At 60.8% G+C, this 16400-nt stretch carries 15 protein-coding genes and 1 pseudogene; 10 read left to right on the forward strand and 6 right to left on the reverse strand.

Annotation, left to right across the window (positions count from 1 at the left end):
* The first annotated feature begins 6 nt into the window (after window positions 1-6).
* A complete protein-coding gene (fabI, locus tag ON753_RS20955; RefSeq protein WP_265965112.1) occupies window positions 7-822 on the forward strand; it encodes an enoyl-ACP reductase FabI in 816 nt (271 codons plus the stop codon).
* 78 nt (window positions 823-900) lie between these two features.
* Here the strand turns inward: fabI and ON753_RS20960 are convergent, their stop codons facing one another.
* Window positions 901-1398, reverse strand: a complete 498-nt coding sequence (locus ON753_RS20960; protein WP_265967220.1) for an SH3 domain-containing protein — start codon at window positions 1396-1398, stop codon at window positions 901-903.
* Between the two features lie 309 nt (window positions 1399-1707).
* Here ON753_RS20960 and ON753_RS20965 point away from each other — a divergent pair, with 309 nt between their 5' ends.
* Complete coding sequence (locus tag ON753_RS20965; protein WP_265965114.1) at window positions 1708-2694, forward strand: 2-hydroxyacid dehydrogenase; 987 nt, start codon at window positions 1708-1710, stop codon at window positions 2692-2694.
* Window positions 2695-2727: 33 nt separating this feature from the next.
* The gene (locus ON753_RS20970) at window positions 2728-3615 is read left to right on the forward strand and encodes an aminoglycoside phosphotransferase family protein (protein ID WP_265965116.1); all 888 of its coding nucleotides are present in this window, start codon (window positions 2728-2730) and stop codon (window positions 3613-3615) included.
* Between the two features lie 89 nt (window positions 3616-3704).
* Here the strand turns inward: ON753_RS20970 and dnaQ are convergent, their stop codons facing one another.
* The 5 genes and pseudogenes from dnaQ to ON753_RS20995 all read right to left on the reverse strand — a co-directional run bounded on the left by dnaQ (window position 3705) and on the right by ON753_RS20995 (window position 7437).
* The gene (dnaQ, locus tag ON753_RS20975) at window positions 3705-4415 is read right to left on the reverse strand and encodes a DNA polymerase III subunit epsilon (RefSeq protein ID WP_265967221.1); all 711 of its coding nucleotides are present in this window, start codon (window positions 4413-4415) and stop codon (window positions 3705-3707) included.
* A gap of 194 nt (window positions 4416-4609) precedes the next feature.
* Window positions 4610-5196: pseudogene (coaE, locus tag ON753_RS20980) on the reverse strand (dephospho-CoA kinase).
* A complete protein-coding gene (locus tag ON753_RS20985) occupies window positions 5193-6038 on the reverse strand; it encodes a shikimate dehydrogenase (RefSeq protein ID WP_265965118.1) in 846 nt (281 codons plus the stop codon). The pseudogene coaE and the gene ON753_RS20985 overlap by 4 nt, the downstream one beginning before the upstream one ends.
* Window positions 6035-6628: a Maf-like protein gene (locus ON753_RS20990; RefSeq protein WP_265965121.1), complete on the reverse strand. Its 594-nt coding sequence runs from the start codon at window positions 6626-6628 to the stop codon at window positions 6035-6037. Before ON753_RS20990 ends, ON753_RS20985 begins: the two co-directional genes overlap by 4 nt.
* Before the next feature lie 23 nt (window positions 6629-6651).
* The gene (locus ON753_RS20995; RefSeq protein ID WP_377047390.1) at window positions 6652-7437 is read right to left on the reverse strand and encodes a pyruvate, water dikinase regulatory protein; all 786 of its coding nucleotides are present in this window, start codon (window positions 7435-7437) and stop codon (window positions 6652-6654) included.
* A 491-nt stretch (window positions 7438-7928) separates the two neighbouring features.
* Here ON753_RS20995 and hemE point away from each other — a divergent pair, with 491 nt between their 5' ends.
* The 7 genes from hemE (at window position 7929) to rsmG (ending at window position 16380) form a co-directional block, all read left to right on the forward strand.
* The gene (hemE, locus tag ON753_RS21000; RefSeq protein WP_265965125.1) at window positions 7929-8957 is read left to right on the forward strand and encodes a uroporphyrinogen decarboxylase; all 1029 of its coding nucleotides are present in this window, start codon (window positions 7929-7931) and stop codon (window positions 8955-8957) included.
* A gap of 4 nt (window positions 8958-8961) precedes the next feature.
* Window positions 8962-9390, forward strand: coding sequence for a protoporphyrinogen oxidase HemJ (gene hemJ / locus ON753_RS21005; RefSeq protein ID WP_265965127.1), 429 nt, complete (start codon window positions 8962-8964; stop codon window positions 9388-9390).
* A 304-nt stretch (window positions 9391-9694) separates the two neighbouring features.
* On the forward strand, window positions 9695-10960 hold the full coding sequence (gene rho, locus ON753_RS21010; protein ID WP_265965129.1) for a transcription termination factor Rho: 1266 nt from the start codon (window positions 9695-9697) through the stop codon (window positions 10958-10960).
* A gap of 114 nt (window positions 10961-11074) precedes the next feature.
* On the forward strand, window positions 11075-11647 hold the full coding sequence (locus ON753_RS21015; protein ID WP_265965130.1) for a GNAT family N-acetyltransferase: 573 nt from the start codon (window positions 11075-11077) through the stop codon (window positions 11645-11647).
* Between the two features lie 444 nt (window positions 11648-12091).
* Complete coding sequence (mnmE, locus tag ON753_RS21020; RefSeq protein ID WP_265965132.1) at window positions 12092-13441, forward strand: tRNA uridine-5-carboxymethylaminomethyl(34) synthesis GTPase MnmE; 1350 nt, start codon at window positions 12092-12094, stop codon at window positions 13439-13441.
* A 399-nt stretch (window positions 13442-13840) separates the two neighbouring features.
* Window positions 13841-15724 carry a tRNA uridine-5-carboxymethylaminomethyl(34) synthesis enzyme MnmG gene (mnmG, locus tag ON753_RS21025; RefSeq protein ID WP_265965134.1) on the forward strand — a complete coding sequence of 628 codons (1884 nt, stop codon included), beginning with the start codon at window positions 13841-13843 and terminating at the stop codon, window positions 15722-15724.
* A complete protein-coding gene (gene rsmG / locus ON753_RS21030) occupies window positions 15724-16380 on the forward strand; it encodes a 16S rRNA (guanine(527)-N(7))-methyltransferase RsmG (RefSeq protein WP_265965136.1) in 657 nt (218 codons plus the stop codon). The genes mnmG and rsmG overlap by 1 nt, the downstream gene beginning before the upstream one ends.
* Window positions 16381-16400: the final 20 nt, after the last annotated feature.

Here is a 16400-nt window from a genome sequence, read left to right on the forward strand (position 1 = left end):
TTTTGAATGTCTGATTTGATGAAGGGCAAACGCGGCCTGATTATGGGCGTTGCCAACGATCATTCCATTGCCTGGGGGATCGCCAAGGCCCTTGCCGATCAAGGGGCGGAACTCGCATTCACGTATCAGGGCGAGGCATTCGGGCGGCGGACGAAGCCGCTGGCCGACTCCGTGGGCTCCAACATCCTGCTTCCGTGCGACGTTGAAGACATCGCCTCTGTCGACAGTGTCTTCGATGCGCTGAAGGAAGAATGGGGCAGCATCGATTTCCTGGTGCACGCCATCGCGTTCTCCGACAAGTCGGAACTGCGCGGCAAATATGCCGACACCACGCGGGAAAACTTTGCCCGCACGATGCTGATTTCCTGCTTCTCCTTCACGGAAATTGCCAAGCGGGCCGCGGCGCTGATGCCGAATGGCGGCTCCATGGTGACGCTGACCTATGGCGGGTCCACCAGGGTGATGCCGAACTACAACGTCATGGGCGTTGCAAAGGCGGCGCTGGAGTCCTCCGTGCGCTACCTGGCGGTCGACTATGGCGAGCAGAATATCCGCGTCAACGCGCTCTCCGCCGGGCCGGTGCGTACGCTCGCCGGTTCGGGCGTTTCGGACGCCCGGCTGATGTTCAACTACCAGAAGCGGAATTCGCCGCTCTGCCGGACGGTCTCGCTGGATGAGATCGGCGGCACGGGGCTCTATCTGCTCTCCGACCTGTCGGGCGGCGTAACCGGCGAAATTCATTTCGTCGACAGCGGCTACAACATCATGTCCATGCCGCGCCTGGGCGAATTGAAGGTTCAGGAAGAAGTGAAGGCGGAATAAAATCCGCCACCGGCAGGTTTCAAATAACAAAAAGGCGGCCAGGCGGCCGCCTTTGGCTTATTCAGTCCGCCTTGACGATCAGTCGTCGATCACTTCGTCCGGATAGACGCCGAACAGCCGGGTCTGGTCGAGCCAGCCGTCATACTTCTCTCCATTCACCCGGCACCAGCCTCCCGCGCATTCGCTGACGGAAGTCAGCACGAAGGGCTGAAGCTCCGCGACGATATCCGCATCCGATCGGGCGCGGGCGCGTAGCGGGGTACGGTCGTTCTTTTCCCAGGGTGTGACGAGGGCCGTGCGCCGGCCCGACAGCAGCGAGTGAAACACCCAACCCTGCTTGCCTTCCCAATCGCGAATCCGGCGCCAGTTGTCGAACTCCTGGATGATCTCGACCGGCAGTCCGGAATGGACGAACGTCCAGGCAATATCGTGGTCGCGGGAGGGCCCGACACGGACATTCACGCGGTCCGACTTCAGACTGACGAACCGGGGAACCGGCAAGCCGCTCGCGCCGGTGGTCGTGCCTTGCGCCGAAGCATCGAGAGCAGTGCCACCCGTTGCGGCAATGACTGTCATTGCGCAGGCGAGCAGTCTGGCGATCAGACTGGAGAGACGGCGGGTGCATTCCACTGAGCGGGCCATATTGTCCGGATGTCCAACTGTTATTGTTCGTTGCGTCGAGGCAAACCTGTACCGAAAAAGCTGCGCAAAAACCAGCGGGCCGATTCTGGCCGGACCGAAAGCGAGGCGATTGAAACCGATCCCTTGTTTCTGGCGGACCATCTGGTAAGGAAAGGGATGTCTCTTCCGCTCGCGCAACGCGCAGCGTCAAGGTGGAACCGTTGAGGTTAACAATTCCTCAACGAAGCGCGAAAGGCAGTTGGTATGGCGAAGAAGAAGCCTGTCGTCGTTGTGACCCGGAAGCTCCCGGACGTCGTCGAAACCAGAATGCGTGAGCTTTTCGAAACGCGTCTCAATGAAAATGACAGGCCCTACAGCCAGGCGGAACTGGTGGAAGCCGTCCGGACTGCCGATGTCCTCGTCCCCACGGTGACCGACCGGATCGATTCCTCGGTCCTGTCCCAGGCCGGCGAAAACCTCAAACTGATTTCGAACTTCGGCAACGGCGTCGACAATATCGATGTGGTGACCGCCAACAACCGGGGAATCAACGTCACCAATACCCCGGGCGTGTTGACCGAAGACACCGCCGACATGACCATGGCGATAATGCTCGCCGTGCCGCGGCGACTTGCCGCAGGCATCAAGGCGCTCGAAGACGGCGACTGGGCCGGCTGGTCGCCCACCTGGATGCTCGGCCACCGGATCTGGGGAAAACGGCTCGGGATCATCGGCATGGGACGCATCGGCCAGGCCGTTGCCCGCCGGGCGAAGGCCTTCGGCATGTCGATCCACTATCACAATCGCCGCCGCGTGATGGAGAGCGTCGAGGAAGAACTCGAAGCGACCTATTGGGACAGCCTCGACCAGATGCTGGCACGCATGGACGTGGTTTCGATCCACTGCCCGCATACGCCGGCAACGTTCCATCTGCTGTCCGCCCGGCGCCTGAAACTGCTGAAAAAAGACGCCTACGTGGTCAACACGGCCCGCGGTGAAGTCATCGACGAAAATGCCCTGATCCGGATGCTGGAAGCCGGCGAACTGGCGGGTGCGGGTCTCGACGTCTTCGAACACGAGCCGGCGGTCAATCCGAAGCTGGCGAGGATGGAAAACGTCCTCCTGCTGCCGCATATGGGCTCGGCGACGATCGAGGGCCGCATCGAGATGGGCGAAAAGGTCATCATCAACATCAAGACCTTCATGGACGGCCACCGTCCGCCGGACCGCGTTCTGCCGTCCATGCTGTAGAGCGGCAGGAAGGTAACCATCCGGAACAGGTTCTTGTCAGGCGTTCCATCCCCATCCGGCCTTCCCATTCCGGAAAGCCTTTGCTGGCTGGAGAAGACCGAGGCCGGAGCAGCCTGGCTGGCGTCTCTTCCGGATTTGCTGGCCGCGGCCTGCAATCGCTTCAACGTGGACGTGGCCGGACCCCCCTTTGCAGGCGGCTGTGTCTCCTTCGTTCTTCCTGTCACCCGCCCTGGCGCCGACGCCGTCCTCAAGCTGCAATTCCTCGACCGGGAAACACGCCACGAAGCAGATGCGCTCAAGGCCTGGAACGGCAATGGCGCCATCCGGCTGCTTGACCACGCGCCGGAGATCGGAGCCCTGCTGCTGGAGCGCTGCCGCCCGGGCCGTTTTCTGGCGGAAGGTCCGCGGGCCGACAAGCTTGACATCCTTGCGGACTTGCTTCGCCGGCTGCTGATACCGGCGGATGCGCCTTTTGCCCGCCTGCAGGAGGAAGCGGGCCGGTGGGCTCAATCGATGGAGAACAACTGGAGAGCTGCGGGCAAGCCTTGCGAGAAGTATCTGGTGGAGGCTGCCGTTTCCGCATTGGGGGCACTATCGTGCGATGATCCAGGCGGGACCCTCCTGCACCAGGATCTTCACGGGCACAATATTCTGTCGGCGGAACGTGAACCATGGCTGGCGATCGATCCGAAGCCGCTTGTCGGCGACCCCGCATTTTGCCTGAGCCCCATCGTGCGAAGTTTCGAAATCGGCCACAGCAAGTCCGCCGCGCTTCTCCGTCTGGACCGGTTGTCCGAGGACCTGGAGCTTGATCGCGAGCGGGCTCGCTTCTGGACCATCGGCCAAACAATGGCCTGGAGCTTCAGCAGCCCTTGTCCCGAGCGGCATTTCGACACCGCGCGCTGGCTTCTGGTGCGCTGACCGTCAGGACATACAAGGCCGCAGCCTGAGTGTCCCACAACACCAATTTTCCCGCACGCCTGCGAGTGGCTTGGCGGCAGGACCCCGAATCAGCGGTACTTTTCCCAGATGGCGTCCTCGCCCATGCCCTCCACGAACACCTTGTGCGCTTGATATTCCTGTTCCAGGAGGAGGGGCGGAAGCGGCGCCGGCCTTGATCTGGCGTTGAACGGGCCGAGCTGGCCCGGCTCGGAAACGATGCCGCTGACGGTAATCTCTTCTTCCACCAGAACGAGGCCGAGCGCGGTCTGCCGTCCGCCGATCAGTTCCAGATAGACCTCGGCAAGGATCTCGGCGTCGAGTAGCGCTCCGTGCTTGATGCGCCTGGAATTGTCGATGCCGTAGCGGGAACACAGCGCGTCGAGGGAGTTCGGGCCGGTGGGGTGTTTGCGCCGGGCAATTTCCAGCGTGTCGATCACCTGGCTGTTGGGAATCTTCCGCCGTCCGACTTTTTCCAGCTCGAAATTGATGAAGCCCATGTCGAAGGCCGCATTGTGGATGACCAGCGTTGCATCGCCGACAAACTCGAGGAACTCGTCGGCAATATGGGCGAACAGAGGTTTGTCGGACAGGAACTCTGCCGAGAGGCCGTGCACCCGGAACGCTTCCTCCGGCATATCCCGCTCGGGGTTGATGTAGACGTGGTAGACGTTGCCGGTTGGGACGTGGTTGATCAGTTCCACGCCGCCGATTTCGACCAGACGGTCGCCGGTGCGGGGATTGAGGCCCGTGGTTTCCGTATCGAAGGATATTTCGCGCATGTTTTCGCCCCGTTGCCCCGGCACGTCGAAAGCGCCGGCTTTCCGCACAAGGGTGAACCAGCCTGGCTGCAGGCCGGTCCGGATCAGCGAACGCTCAATCGGCTGATCGTTTTCAAAGTCCTGAAGCCACTGTGCAGGCCTTGCGGAAATCTTCAAGACGACGCGTGGGTTTTCCACGCAAGATCAGGCGTAAATCAGGCCGCGGAGGCGAGCGCTTTCAGGATCGCGCGCACGCTGCGCTGCGCGGATTCCATTCCAAGGCCGGTATCGACCAGAAAGTGGGCGCGCCGCCGCTTTTCGGCGTCCGGCATCTGCTTTGCCAAAATCGCCTGAAACCGTTCCGCGGTCATTTCCGGGCGGGCCAGCACCCGCTGGCGTTGAATGTCGGCATCGGCCGTCACCACGACCGAGACATCCATCCGCCGGTCGCCGCCCGTTTCGAACAGAAGCGGGATATCCATCATGACCATGCGCCTCCCGGCGGCTCTCGCCCGCTCAAGGAAGGCTTCCTCTTCCTCGCGCACCAGCGGATGCACGATCTGCTCCAGCCGCCTCATGGCTTCCGGCTTGTTCAGCACATGGAGGGAAAGCCGCGCCCGGTCGACCTTGCCGCCGACAACGGTTCCGGGAAAGGCGGCCTCTATCAGGGGGCGGCCCGTCCGCCATAAAGCGCGTGAACGGCCGCGTCCGCGTCGTGAACAGGAACGCCCTCGGCCGCGAACATTCTTGCGGTGGTTGATTTGCCCATGCCGATCGAACCGGTCAGGCCGATACGGATCACGATCCGCCTCCGAGATCCTTGACGATGAGACCGCGAAGCTCATCGTCCACTTGCGGGCGCACGGAAAACCAGCGCTCGAAAGCTGGAACGGCCTGGTGGAGCAGCATGCCGAGACCGTCGACCGTCGGGTTGCCTCGTGCCGCGGCTTGCTTGAGCAGATCGGTTTCCAAAGGCGCATAGACCGCGTCGGTGACGAGCGCGGTTCCGGGCAGGGGCGACAGGTCGATTTCGAGTGGCTGTTTTCCGGTCATGCCGAGCGACGTGGTGTTCACCAGAAGATCCGCCTTTCCAAGCAGTTCCCCCAGCTTATCCCAGCCGTGAGCAATCGTTTTGGAGCCAAACTCGCCGGCAATTTTCTGCGCCTTTTCGATCGTCCTATTGACGATATGCACAGCCTTGAAGTTTCGTGACAGAAGCGCAAAGACGACAGCGCGGGCCGCACCGCCGGCGCCCAGCACCACAGCGGTGCCCGGCTCCACGTCCCAACCGGGCGCCAGCTGGTCGAGATTGCCCAGGAACCCGAGCCAGTCCGTGTTCGCGCCGCAAAGTCTGCCGTCCTCGTCGAGCCATATCGTGTTGGCTGCGCCCATGGTCTTGGCCGCATCGTCGAGCCAGTCGCAGGCAGCAGCAGCCGTCTCCTTGTGCGGCACGGTGATATTCGCGCCGATCAGGCCGGATGCGGAGAAGTTGCGGTAGAACGTTTCGGCCTCACCTGGCGGAACATCGAGACGGCCGTATTCGCCGTCGATCCCGTGCTTCTTCAGCCAGTAACCATGGACGAGCGGAGACCTGGAATGGATGACCGGATGTCCGGTGATCGCCGCTTTCCGGTTTTCACTCATGTTTCAATCACTCCAAGGGTGCGCAATTGGTTCAGGAGAGGCAGCATCGGCAGACCGAGAATGGTGAAATAGTCGCCTTCGATGCGCTCGAAGAGCTGTATGCCGAGGCCTTCCAGCTGATAGGCACCGACGCTTGAAAGCACCGGGTTGCCGGCCGACGCCAGGTAATGCCCGATGAATTCCGGCGTGAGACGGCGCATCGTCAGGCTGGCGGTGGAAACGTGCCGCCATATGGCCTCGCCGTCCTGGGAAATCACCACGGCGGAATGAAGCTCGTGGGTCTTGCCGGAGAACGCGAGCAGCTGCCGGCGGGCGGCCTCCATATCCTCGGGTTTTGTCTTCCGCTCGCCGTCCAGAGCCAGGATCTGGTCCGCGCCGATCACCAGGTCGCCGGGACGGCGGCTGCTGACGTCGTTTGCCTTGGCTTCGGCGAGAATGCCGGCCAGATCGTCCGGCGGCATGTCGGCGGCAAGAAGCGGAGCCTCGACCGCGCGCTCGTCGATATCCGACGGATCGACCTCGATGCCAAGTCCGGCGTTCTTCAGGAGTTCAGCGCGGATCCTGCTGCCGCTTGCCAGTACCAGTGCCATGAAAACCTCCAGTTTGCGCGGAATCAGCTTCCGGAGCTGCGTTCCTGCAGGGATTTGTGTTCCTTGAACAGCGTCATGATTTCAGCGGCCGTTTCCTCCACCGATCTGCGGGTGACGTCAATCAGCGGCCAGTCATGTTCCGTACAAAGACGCCTGGTCATGTTGATCTCCTGAGAGATTTCCTTACGGTCAATGTAGGTGTCGGCATAGCCGTCCCGGTTCAGCGACAAGACGCGGTTGCGGCGGATCTGCTGGATGCGCTCGACGGAGGCGATCAGTCCGACGATCATCGGCTTTTTCAGCCTGGCCACGTGAGGGGGCAGCGAAATGCCCGGCACCAGTGGCACGTTGGCCGCCTTGATGCCCCGGTTGGCGAGATAGATGCATGTCGGCGTCTTGGAGGTTCTGGATATGCCGATCAGCACGATATCGGCCGATTCCAGATCGTCCCATTCCTGGCCGTCATCGTGCAGCATCGTGAAGTTCAGCGCCTCCATCCGGCGGAAATACTCGGCATCCAGCTCGTGCTGTCCGCCGATCCGGTGGGTTTGGGTTACGTTCAGATAGGACTGAAAGACGGCAAACACCGGATCCAGGATGTTCACGAAAGGCACGCCGAGTTCCCGGCACTTCTGCTCGAGCCGCCTGGCGATATCATCGTCGACAAGGGTGTAAAGCACGATCCCGGGGGCTTTTTCGATTTCGGTGATCACCCGGTCGAGCTGCTTGTGGGAGCGCACGAGCGGATAGACGTGCTCGATTTCCTGGACATTCTCGTATTGAACCGTTGCCGCGCGCGCCACGGTCATCAGCGTTTCACCGGTGGAGTCGGACACAAGGTGCAGATGGAAATAGTGTCTCGACTTATTCACGCTGTCATCCCCAGGGCTGTTGATGAATTGGGAGTCTTTCCGCCTGGCCCCTGCCTAGCATGAAGTTTGTCCCCGCTCCGCATCATTTGTTAACAAAACCTAAACGCGCGCAAACCGATCCCGAAATGGTTGTGCATTGGTGTGAATTCACAGGAGCGCTGTGACATATCGACAGATTGTCCACCAACGCCAAATTTCTTAACGAAAGGTAAACAAGCGAACAAGTGATTGTAAAATCGTATCTATTCCTGTTATCGACTCCCTAGGGAAAGATTCTGCCACGCAACCGGCGGAGTTTTTCCCAGCGAGAAATTAGAGCGGACGGATTGTGGATAGAAAATGATCCCGGTAATCCACGCTCTAATAAAAAAAACAGATTCAAAATAAGAATCTTTTTTAGATTGGGAAGATGGGAAAGGCGCTACCTCATGAAGTCTCAAGACAGGGCCGTGATGCGGGTTCTCTCAGGAGAAAAGCTCTGGCCGCCTCCCGTCTGGATGATGCGCCAGGCCGGACGTTACCTGCCTGAATACCGGGAAGTCAGAGCCAAGGCGTCGAGTTTCCTCGAATTCTGCTATTCCCCCGATCTTGCAACCGAGGCCACACTCCAGCCGATCCGCCGGTACGGTTTTGATGCAAGCATCCTTTTCTCCGACATCTTCGTGGTTCCCGACGCCATCGGCTATCCGGTTCGTTTTGAAGAAGGGCGTGGTCCGGTCCTCGAACCGCTTTCCTCCAGCATTCTCGATCGGCTGGAACAGAACAGGGCCGAGGATCATCTCAAACCGGTCATAGAGACGGTTTCGCGGTTGCGGGCGGAGCTGCCCAGGGAAACGACGCTGCTGGGCTTCTGCGGCGCGCCCTGGACCGTTGCGTGCTACTCCGTGGCCGGACACACGACGCAGGACCAGGTGGCCGCCCGCGTTGGGGCCTATCGTGATCCGGATCTCATGCAGCGGTTCATCGATCAGCTCGTCACGGCTTCGATCCGCTATCTGATCCGCCAGCTGGATGCAGGCGCGGACGCTGTCCAGATTTTCGACACCTGGGCCGGTGTCCTGGACGATGCAGGTTTCCAGCGCTGGAGCATCGAGCCGACCCGGAAGATCGTGGCAGGCGTCAAGGCGGAACGGCCGGATGCCAAGATCATCGGTTTCCCGAAAGCATCTTCGGCCAGGATGAGCGCCTATATCGAGGGCACGGGTATCGATGCGGCCGGGCTCGACTGGACGGCACCGGATCATCTTGCTCTCGAAATCCAGAAAAAGGTTCCGATCCAGGGCAATCTCGACCCGATGCGGCTGGTTGCCGGCGGCAAGGCGCTGGAGGAGGGTGTCGAGCATATCCTTCGCACATTCGACAAGGGACCCCTGATCTTCAATCTCGGCCACGGCGTTACTCCGGATGCGGATCCGGACAACGTGGCGCGCATGGTTGAACAGGTAAGGCGGGGCTAAGCGAATGGATCTGTTTCTCTGGATCAAGTCCTTCCACGTGATTTCGATCATCGCCTGGATGGCCGGCATGCTCTATCTGCCGCGGCTTTTCGTCTATCACGCGGAGGCGGAAGCGGGGTCCGTCCAGTCGGAAACCTTCAAGGTGATGGAACGAAGGCTGCTCAAGGCCATTATCAATCCAGCGATGATCGCCGCCTGGATCTTCGGCTTGTGGATGGCCTACGAACTGGAGGCCTGGCGGGACGGATGGTTCCACGCCAAGTTCACGCTGGTGTTCATCCTGTCGGGCGTTCATGGCTACTTTTCGCGGTGCGTGAAGACATTCGCCAAGGACGAGAACACCAGGCCGGCCCGGTTCTACCGGATCCTCAACGAGGTTCCGACGGTTCTGATGATCGTGATCGTGATTCTGGTGATCGGCAAGCCGTTCTAGGTCGGTCCGCTTCCGTGCCGGCCTCGGTGGCCGCGGCGATGCGGCTGCCGGTTTTTCGGGTGTCGAACGGCCCGAAAACCCGCGATAAATCCGCAGAAATCCGGGGCTTGCGCTTTACCGGAAAACAACGTATCTTCCGGCCACTTCCAAAACGGCGCTGTGGTTGTATCAAGTCACTCAGCAAACGCCGAACAATCTGGACACGTCCAAAAGTCTCTCAGATAGCTTCTGGCCTCCCATTGCGAGACGGCCCAGAGCGACCTTCCAAACCAATATCCATAACAAGATCAAAGACCCCAACTCGATGCGGGAAATGAAACTCAAAGACCTGAAACTAAGAACGCCGACCGAGCTGCTGCAGACCGCAGAGGAACTCGAAGTCGAAAACGCGAGCACCATGCGCAAACAGGAGCTGATGTTCGCCATCCTGAAAAATCTTGCTGCTCAGGATGTGGACATTATCGGCGAAGGTGTCGTCGAAGTTCTGCAGGACGGCTTCGGCTTCCTGCGATCTCCGGATGCCAACTACCTGCCGGGCCCGGACGATATTTACGTCTCGCCCTCGCAGATCCGCCGCTTTTCATTGCGGACAGGGGACACGGTAGAAGGCCAGATACGCAGCCCGAAAGAAGGTGAGCGGTATTTCGCGCTTCTCAAGGTCAACACCATCAATTTCGAAGATCCGGACAAGGCGCGGCACAAGGTTCACTTCGACAACCTCACGCCGCTTTATCCGGATGAACGTTTCCGGATGGAAATCGAAGATCCGACCATCAAGGATCTGTCCGCCCGGGTCATCGACCTGGTGGCGCCACTCGGCAAAGGCCAGCGCGCACTGATCACCGCGCCGCCGCGGACCGGTAAGACGGTCTTCCTGCAGAACATCGCAAGATCCATCACCGCCAATCATCCCGAGTGCTACCTGATCGTTCTTCTGATCGACGAGCGTCCGGAAGAAGTGACCGACATGCAGCGGACCGTGGACGGCGAAGTGGTGTCTTCCACATTCGACGAACCAGCGGCCCGCCACGTCCAGGTGGCCGAAATGGTGATCGAGAAAGCCAAGCGCCTGACCGAGCACGGCCGCGATGTCGTCATCCTGCTGGACTCCATCACGCGCCTCGGCCGTGCGTACAACACCGTCGTGCCATCCTCGGGCAAGGTCCTGACCGGTGGTGTCGACGCCAACGCGCTGCAGCGTCCCAAGCGCTTCTTCGGTGCGGCCCGTAACATCGAAGAAGGGGGCTCGCTGACCATCATCGCAACGGCGCTGATCGATACCGGCAGCCGCATGGACGAAGTCATCTTCGAAGAGTTCAAGGGAACGGGTAACTCCGAAATCATCCTCGACCGGAAGATCTCCGACAAGCGCGTCTATCCGGCGATCGACATTCAGAGGTCCGGTACCCGCAAGGAAGAGCTGCTGGTGTCGCCCGAGCGTCTCAAGAAGACATTCGTGCTGCGCCGTATCCTCAACCCGATGGGGACCGTTGATGCGATCGAGTTCCTGCTCGACAAGCTGAAGCAGACCAAGTCCAACGACGAATTCTTCGACAGCATGAACACTTGATCCCAGCGGGATCGGGACGTTATCAGAAGGCGCGGCCCGAAAGGGTTCGCGCCTTTAACGTTTTGTTAAACCTTGTTTCAGGTGAATCCCTTCCTTTGATTCGGATCCGATTTCATGAGCATGGACATTCTTCTGGAAACCGAACGGCTGCTACTGAGGCCGTGGCGGAACGAGGATCTCGACCCCCTTGCCGAAATGTGTGCCGATCCGGAGGTCATGCGTTATTTTCCCGAGACTCTGTCCCGGGACCGATCAGCCTTTCTGATTTCCAGGTGCCGGGAAAAGGCCGACGCGGACGGTTTTTGTTTCAGTCCGGTTGAAGTGAAAGACACCGGCGAATTTCTCGGTTTTGTCGGCTTGAGTGTTCCCACCTATGGCGGGCCTTTGCCCTTCGATCCTTGCGTCGAGATCGGTTGGCGGCTCAAACGATCTGCCTGGGGCAAAAGCTATGCGAGCGAGGCTTCCCGGGCGTGGCTTCGATTCGGATATGAAACCTTGGATCTCGACGAAATCGTCGCCTTCACGCTCCCCGACAACACGCCCTCCCAAGCGGTGATGAAGCGTCTCTGCATGAGCAGGGATCTTAAGGGCGACTTTCTTCACCCGGCCCTTCCGGCAGACCACGCGATGGCGCTTCATGTGCTCTATCGCCTGACGAAGGACGACTGGCGGTTGTCGGATCGGTGAAGCGGGACGCCTCGGTTCGGATCGACTGCGATTCACGTGAAACACTGAGGTCGACCGGCGGAGCGGTCTCGGGCCAGGGGAACCGTCCGTTTGAATCGGATCCGTTCCGAAGCGCCGGAATTGTCACGCCGGGACAGAGCCTTGCGGTGCGGAAGTAAAGTCATTTCTCAACATCGGGGGAAGCGGTCTGGACCGGTTGCCGTCTGGCCTCTTCCGGTGCCAAAAGTACGCCGTCAGTCCGACCCGCTCGAGCGTCCGACCGACAGCGCTTTCCAGGAAAATGATTCACGTGAAACAGATCCGGCCGGCTTGAGCGTCTATCGATCTGCCCACGGAATATCACCTCGCGTCTGACCCGTCTTCCCGTCCTCAATGGTTATTGATAAAGAGGCGAACCAGATCTGGCTCATGGGGGCGCTGCGCCGGCCCTTCGGAAGGAAACAAATGGCTGACACGATCTATGCACTTTCAAGCGGGGCCGTGCCTTCGGGTGTTGCGGTGATCCGGCTGTCGGGCAGCAGGACGAGAGAGATCGTGGAGGGTTTGTGCGGGCGGGTGCCGGAGCCGCGCAAGGCGCTGCTTGCCAGGCTGCGTCATCCCGAGACCAGGGATATCCTGGACGAAGCGCTGGTGCTCTTCTTCGAAGGACCGGCAAGCTTTACCGGAGAGGATGTGGCCGAATTCCAGTGTCATGGCGGACGGGCCGTGGTGAGCAGCCTGCTCGGGGTACTCGGATCCGTCGCGGGCTGCCGACCGGCGGATGCCGGCGAATTCACCCGCAGGGCCTTCGATCATGGGCGCATGGACCTGACGGAGGTCGAGGGCCTCGCCGACCTCATCGCCGCGGAAACCGAGAGCCAGCGCCGCCAGGCGATGCGCCAGATGGACGGTGCGCTCGGGCAGCTTTACGAGGACTGGCGCAAGCGGCTCATCCATATGCGGGCGATGATCGAAGCCGATTTCGATTTCGCTGATGAAGAGGACGTGCCCGGCAGCGTGGCGGATGAGGTCTGGGCGCAGGCGGCCAGGGTCTACGCGGAGATCGCCGATCATCTGGAAAAGTCCAGAAGCGGCGAACGCCTGCGCAGCGGACTGCAGGTGGTGCTGATGGGGGCGCCCAACGCCGGCAAGTCGAGCCTCCTCAACGCGATCGCCGGGCGGGACGTTGCCATCGTCACCGAAGAAGCCGGAACGACGCGGGATGTGATCGAGGTTCATCTCGATCTCGGTGGCTATCCCGTCACGCTGGTCGATACGGCAGGGCTGCGACAGACGGACGGTATCGTCGAGCGGGAAGGGATCCGGCGGGCGGAGGCCATGGGCCGGCAGGCGGATCTGATCCTGTGGGCGGTCGAGCCGGGCGGCGTGGGCAAGGACGATCCATCTTCCGGTTTACCGGAGGACCTGCGCGACAACGTTCCGGTCTGGACGGTCCGCACAAAGGCAGATCTTGAGACTCTTCCGGAACAAGACTCTTCCGGAATGATCCAGCAAATCCCTTGTTCGATCAAAAGTCCGGAAGGAATGGCGGACCTCTTTTCCCGTTTAACCCGTTTTGCAGAGGAAACGATTTCGCTCAGCGAAGCCCCGCTGGCAACACGGGAGCGGCACCGGCATTATCTGAATGCGTGTCTCGCCGGATTGAAGTCGGCGGTCGAAGCTGCCGATCTTCCCGCGGAGTTGCGGGCGGAAGATCTGAGACGGGCCGCCGATGCGCTTGGCCGGATTACCGGGCGGATTGATGTGGAGGATCTTTTGGATGTCATCTTCCGGGATTTCTGTATCGGCAAGTGACCTGTTTCACGTGAATCATTGAGCAGTTCAAAGGATCGATTCATAACCGGAACATGTTTCACGTGAATCCGTTTTGAAGAAGCACCGGCGCCGAAACCATCCTTCTCCGTGGCGGATCAACGTCGGCTCGGACAGTCATGTTTGTCCCTGTTATTCGTTGGACATGACGTTCTTTTGGTGCGAACGCATCGATCCCGGCGAGCTCATGCGGGCGAGCGCTGCGCAAGGAATTCCGCTTTGACCTCACGCGCGCCACCCCTTATAAGTTGCGCCAACCAAGTGCCGTGATATCGGCCTTGTGATAATCTGGCGCCAGGGCGCCGGAGGCCGATCCCGAAAATCGATCCGGATGGTGCCGGGTGCATGAGGCTTCGCCCTGTACCTGTGAGCGGTGAGAATATGAGCGAACACGAACTGACATTTGACGTTGTGGTGATTGGCGGTGGCCATGCCGGCTGTGAGGCGGCCGCGGCCTCCGCGCGTGCCGGCGGACGCACCGCGCTGGTGACGCACCGCTTCGATACGATCGGGGTGATGTCGTGCAATCCGGCCATCGGCGGACTGGGCAAGGGTCATCTGGTTCGCGAGATCGATGCCCTGGATGGTCTGATGGGCCGTGTCGCCGACCAGGCCGGTATCCAGTTCCGGATGCTCAACCGGCGCAAGGGACCGGCGGTTCGTGGCCCGCGCGCCCAGACCGACCGAAAGCTCTACCGGGAAGCGATGCAGAGGGAGATCGCGGCCGCGGAAAACCTGACCGTGGTGGAAGGCGAGGCGCACCGCATCCGGTTTGCCGAAGGCAGCGACCGGATGATTTCCGGTCTGGACCTGGCGGACGGCCGAACCATTTCGTGCAAGGCCATCGTTCTGACCAGCGGCACGTTTCTGCGCGGTCTTATCCATATCGGCGACAGGCAGATCCCGGCGGGCCGGTCTGGCGAGGCGCCGGCAATGGGGCTGTCGGAGTCCCTGGAGGAAATCGGCTTTCAGCTTGGACGCCTGAAAACCGGGACGCCGGCGCGCCTCGACGGCCGGACGATCCACTGGGACCGGCTGGAAGTGCAGCCCGGTGACGAGGATCCGATCCCGTTCTCGACGCTCACGGACAGGATCGCCACGCCGCAGGTGCCGTGCCATATCACCCGCACCACGCCGGAAACGCACAGGATCATCCGGGACAATCTCTCCCGGTCGGCCATGTATTCCGGCGAGATCAAGGGGCGCGGCCCGCGCTATTGTCCGTCCATCGAGGACAAGATCGTCCGCTTTGGCGACCGGGACGGGCATCAGATTTTTCTGGAGCCGGAAGGCCTGGACGATCACACGGTCTATCCGAACGGCATCTCGACCTCCTTGCCCGAGGACGCCCAAGTGGCTTTCCTGAGGACCATTCCGGGTCTGGAGGATGTTAAGGTCCTGCAGCCGGGCTATGCGATCGAATACGATCATGTGGACCCGCGGGAGCTGCGGCCGACGCTGGAAGCCAAACGCTGCCCGGGTCTTTATCTGGCGGGCCAGATCAACGGCACGACCGGCTATGAAGAAGCTGGTGCGCAGGGGCTGGTTGCCGGTCTCAACGCTGCGCTGCGCGCCGCGGACAAGGCACCTTTCGTGGTGGACCGCTCGCAGGGCTATATCGGCGTGATGATCGATGATCTGATCACGCGGGGCATCAGCGAGCCCTACCGGATGTTCACCTCGCGCGCCGAGTACCGTCTGTCGCTGCGGGCGGACAACGCGGATCAGCGTCTCACGCCGCTGGGGATCCTGGCCGGCTGCGTGTCGGAAACCCGGCACAAGGCGTTCGAAGCCAAGTTGCGGAAGATCTCCGAGGCGAGGGATCTGCTGACACGGCTGACGGTGACGCCGTCCGAGGCCCAGAAGAAGGGTCTGCCGGTCAACCAGGACGGCATCCGCAGGTCGGCCTTTGATCTGCTTTCCTATCCGAACGTCACCTATGAAGGCCTGACGGCGATCTGGCCGGAGCTTGGCGGCATCGATGCAGCGATTGCCGAGCAGGTGGCGACCGACGCGCTCTATGCGGTCTATCTCGATCGGCAGATGGCGGATATCGAAGCGCTGAAGCGCGACGAAGCCCTGGCCATTCCGGACAGCTTCAGTTACGAGGCGATCATCGGGCTTTCCAACGAAATCCGCCAGAAACTCACGGATATCCGGCCGGCGACGCTCGGCCAGGCCTCCCGTATGGATGGCATGACGCCAGCTGCTCTGACGCTGATCCTGTCCCATCTCAAGCGCAACAGCCAGCGTGGGGCGGCCTGATGAGCGCCCCTGTTGTGTTGAACAGTTCTGGACAGGTTGTGCATAAGTATGGGGATGTTTCACGTGAAACTCTGGAGCGTCTGCAGGTCTTCGTAGACCTCGTCCTCAAGTGGCAGCCGGCACAAAACCTCATCTCTCCCTCGACGATACCGGATATCTGGACACGTCACGTGGCCGACAGCCTTCAGACCCAGTGGAGTTATCCGGAGGCGAGGACGTGGGTCGATATCGGCAGCGGCGGGGGATTTCCCGGCGTGGTGACCGCCATTCTGTTGGCGGACGATCCCGACGGGCATGTCCATATGATTGAAAGCAACCAGCGCAAGGCGGCTTTCCTGCGCACCGCTCTCAGGGAAACCGGATCTCGGGGTACCGTCCATGCGGGCCGAATCGAATCGGTTGCGAAAGACTGGCCCCACGGCCCGGTCGATGCAGTATCCGCGCGCGCTCTGGCATCCCTGGATCTTCTTTTCCGCCTTGCGGAGCCGTTTACCGCGCAAGGGGCAAAGGCTGTTTTCCACAAAGGACAGGATTTTCAGCGGGAAGTCGATGAAGTATCTGCCCGTTGGCACTTCGATCTGGTAGAAAAGATAAGTCTCGTCGATCCCGTGAGCCGGATGCTAATATTTTCAAACATTTCAGCCCGGCCCCATTAGCTCAGGAAGGTGTGGTGGCA

The sequence above is a fragment of the Roseibium salinum genome (assembly GCF_026240905.1).
Lineage (GTDB): Bacteria > Pseudomonadota > Alphaproteobacteria > Rhizobiales > Stappiaceae > Roseibium > Roseibium salinum.

Coding starts and splice junctions, on each gene's coding strand:
- fabI (WP_265965112.1), top strand. CDS start 7: ATGTCTGATTTGATGAAGGGCAAACGCGGCCTGATTATGGGCGTTGCC.
- ON753_RS20960 (WP_265967220.1), bottom strand. CDS start 1,398: ATGACAGTCATTGCCGCAACGGGTGGCACTGCTCTCGATGCTTCGGCG.
- ON753_RS20965 (WP_265965114.1), top strand. CDS start 1,708: ATGGCGAAGAAGAAGCCTGTCGTCGTTGTGACCCGGAAGCTCCCGGAC.
- dnaQ (WP_265967221.1), bottom strand. CDS start 4,415: ATGCGCGAAATATCCTTCGATACGGAAACCACGGGCCTCAATCCCCGC.
- ON753_RS20985 (WP_265965118.1), bottom strand. CDS start 6,038: ATGAGTGAAAACCGGAAAGCGGCGATCACCGGACATCCGGTCATCCAT.
- ON753_RS20990 (WP_265965121.1), bottom strand. CDS start 6,628: ATGGCACTGGTACTGGCAAGCGGCAGCAGGATCCGCGCTGAACTCCTG.
- ON753_RS20995 (WP_377047390.1), bottom strand. CDS start 7,437: ATGACCGTGGCGCGCGCGGCAACGGTTCAATACGAGAATGTCCAGGAA.
- hemE (WP_265965125.1), top strand. CDS start 7,929: ATGAAGTCTCAAGACAGGGCCGTGATGCGGGTTCTCTCAGGAGAAAAG.
- hemJ (WP_265965127.1), top strand. CDS start 8,962: ATGGATCTGTTTCTCTGGATCAAGTCCTTCCACGTGATTTCGATCATC.
- rho (WP_265965129.1), top strand. CDS start 9,695: ATGCGGGAAATGAAACTCAAAGACCTGAAACTAAGAACGCCGACCGAG.
- ON753_RS21015 (WP_265965130.1), top strand. CDS start 11,075: ATGAGCATGGACATTCTTCTGGAAACCGAACGGCTGCTACTGAGGCCG.
- mnmE (WP_265965132.1), top strand. CDS start 12,092: ATGGCTGACACGATCTATGCACTTTCAAGCGGGGCCGTGCCTTCGGGT.
- mnmG (WP_265965134.1), top strand. CDS start 13,841: ATGAGCGAACACGAACTGACATTTGACGTTGTGGTGATTGGCGGTGGC.
- rsmG (WP_265965136.1), top strand. CDS start 15,724: ATGAGCGCCCCTGTTGTGTTGAACAGTTCTGGACAGGTTGTGCATAAG.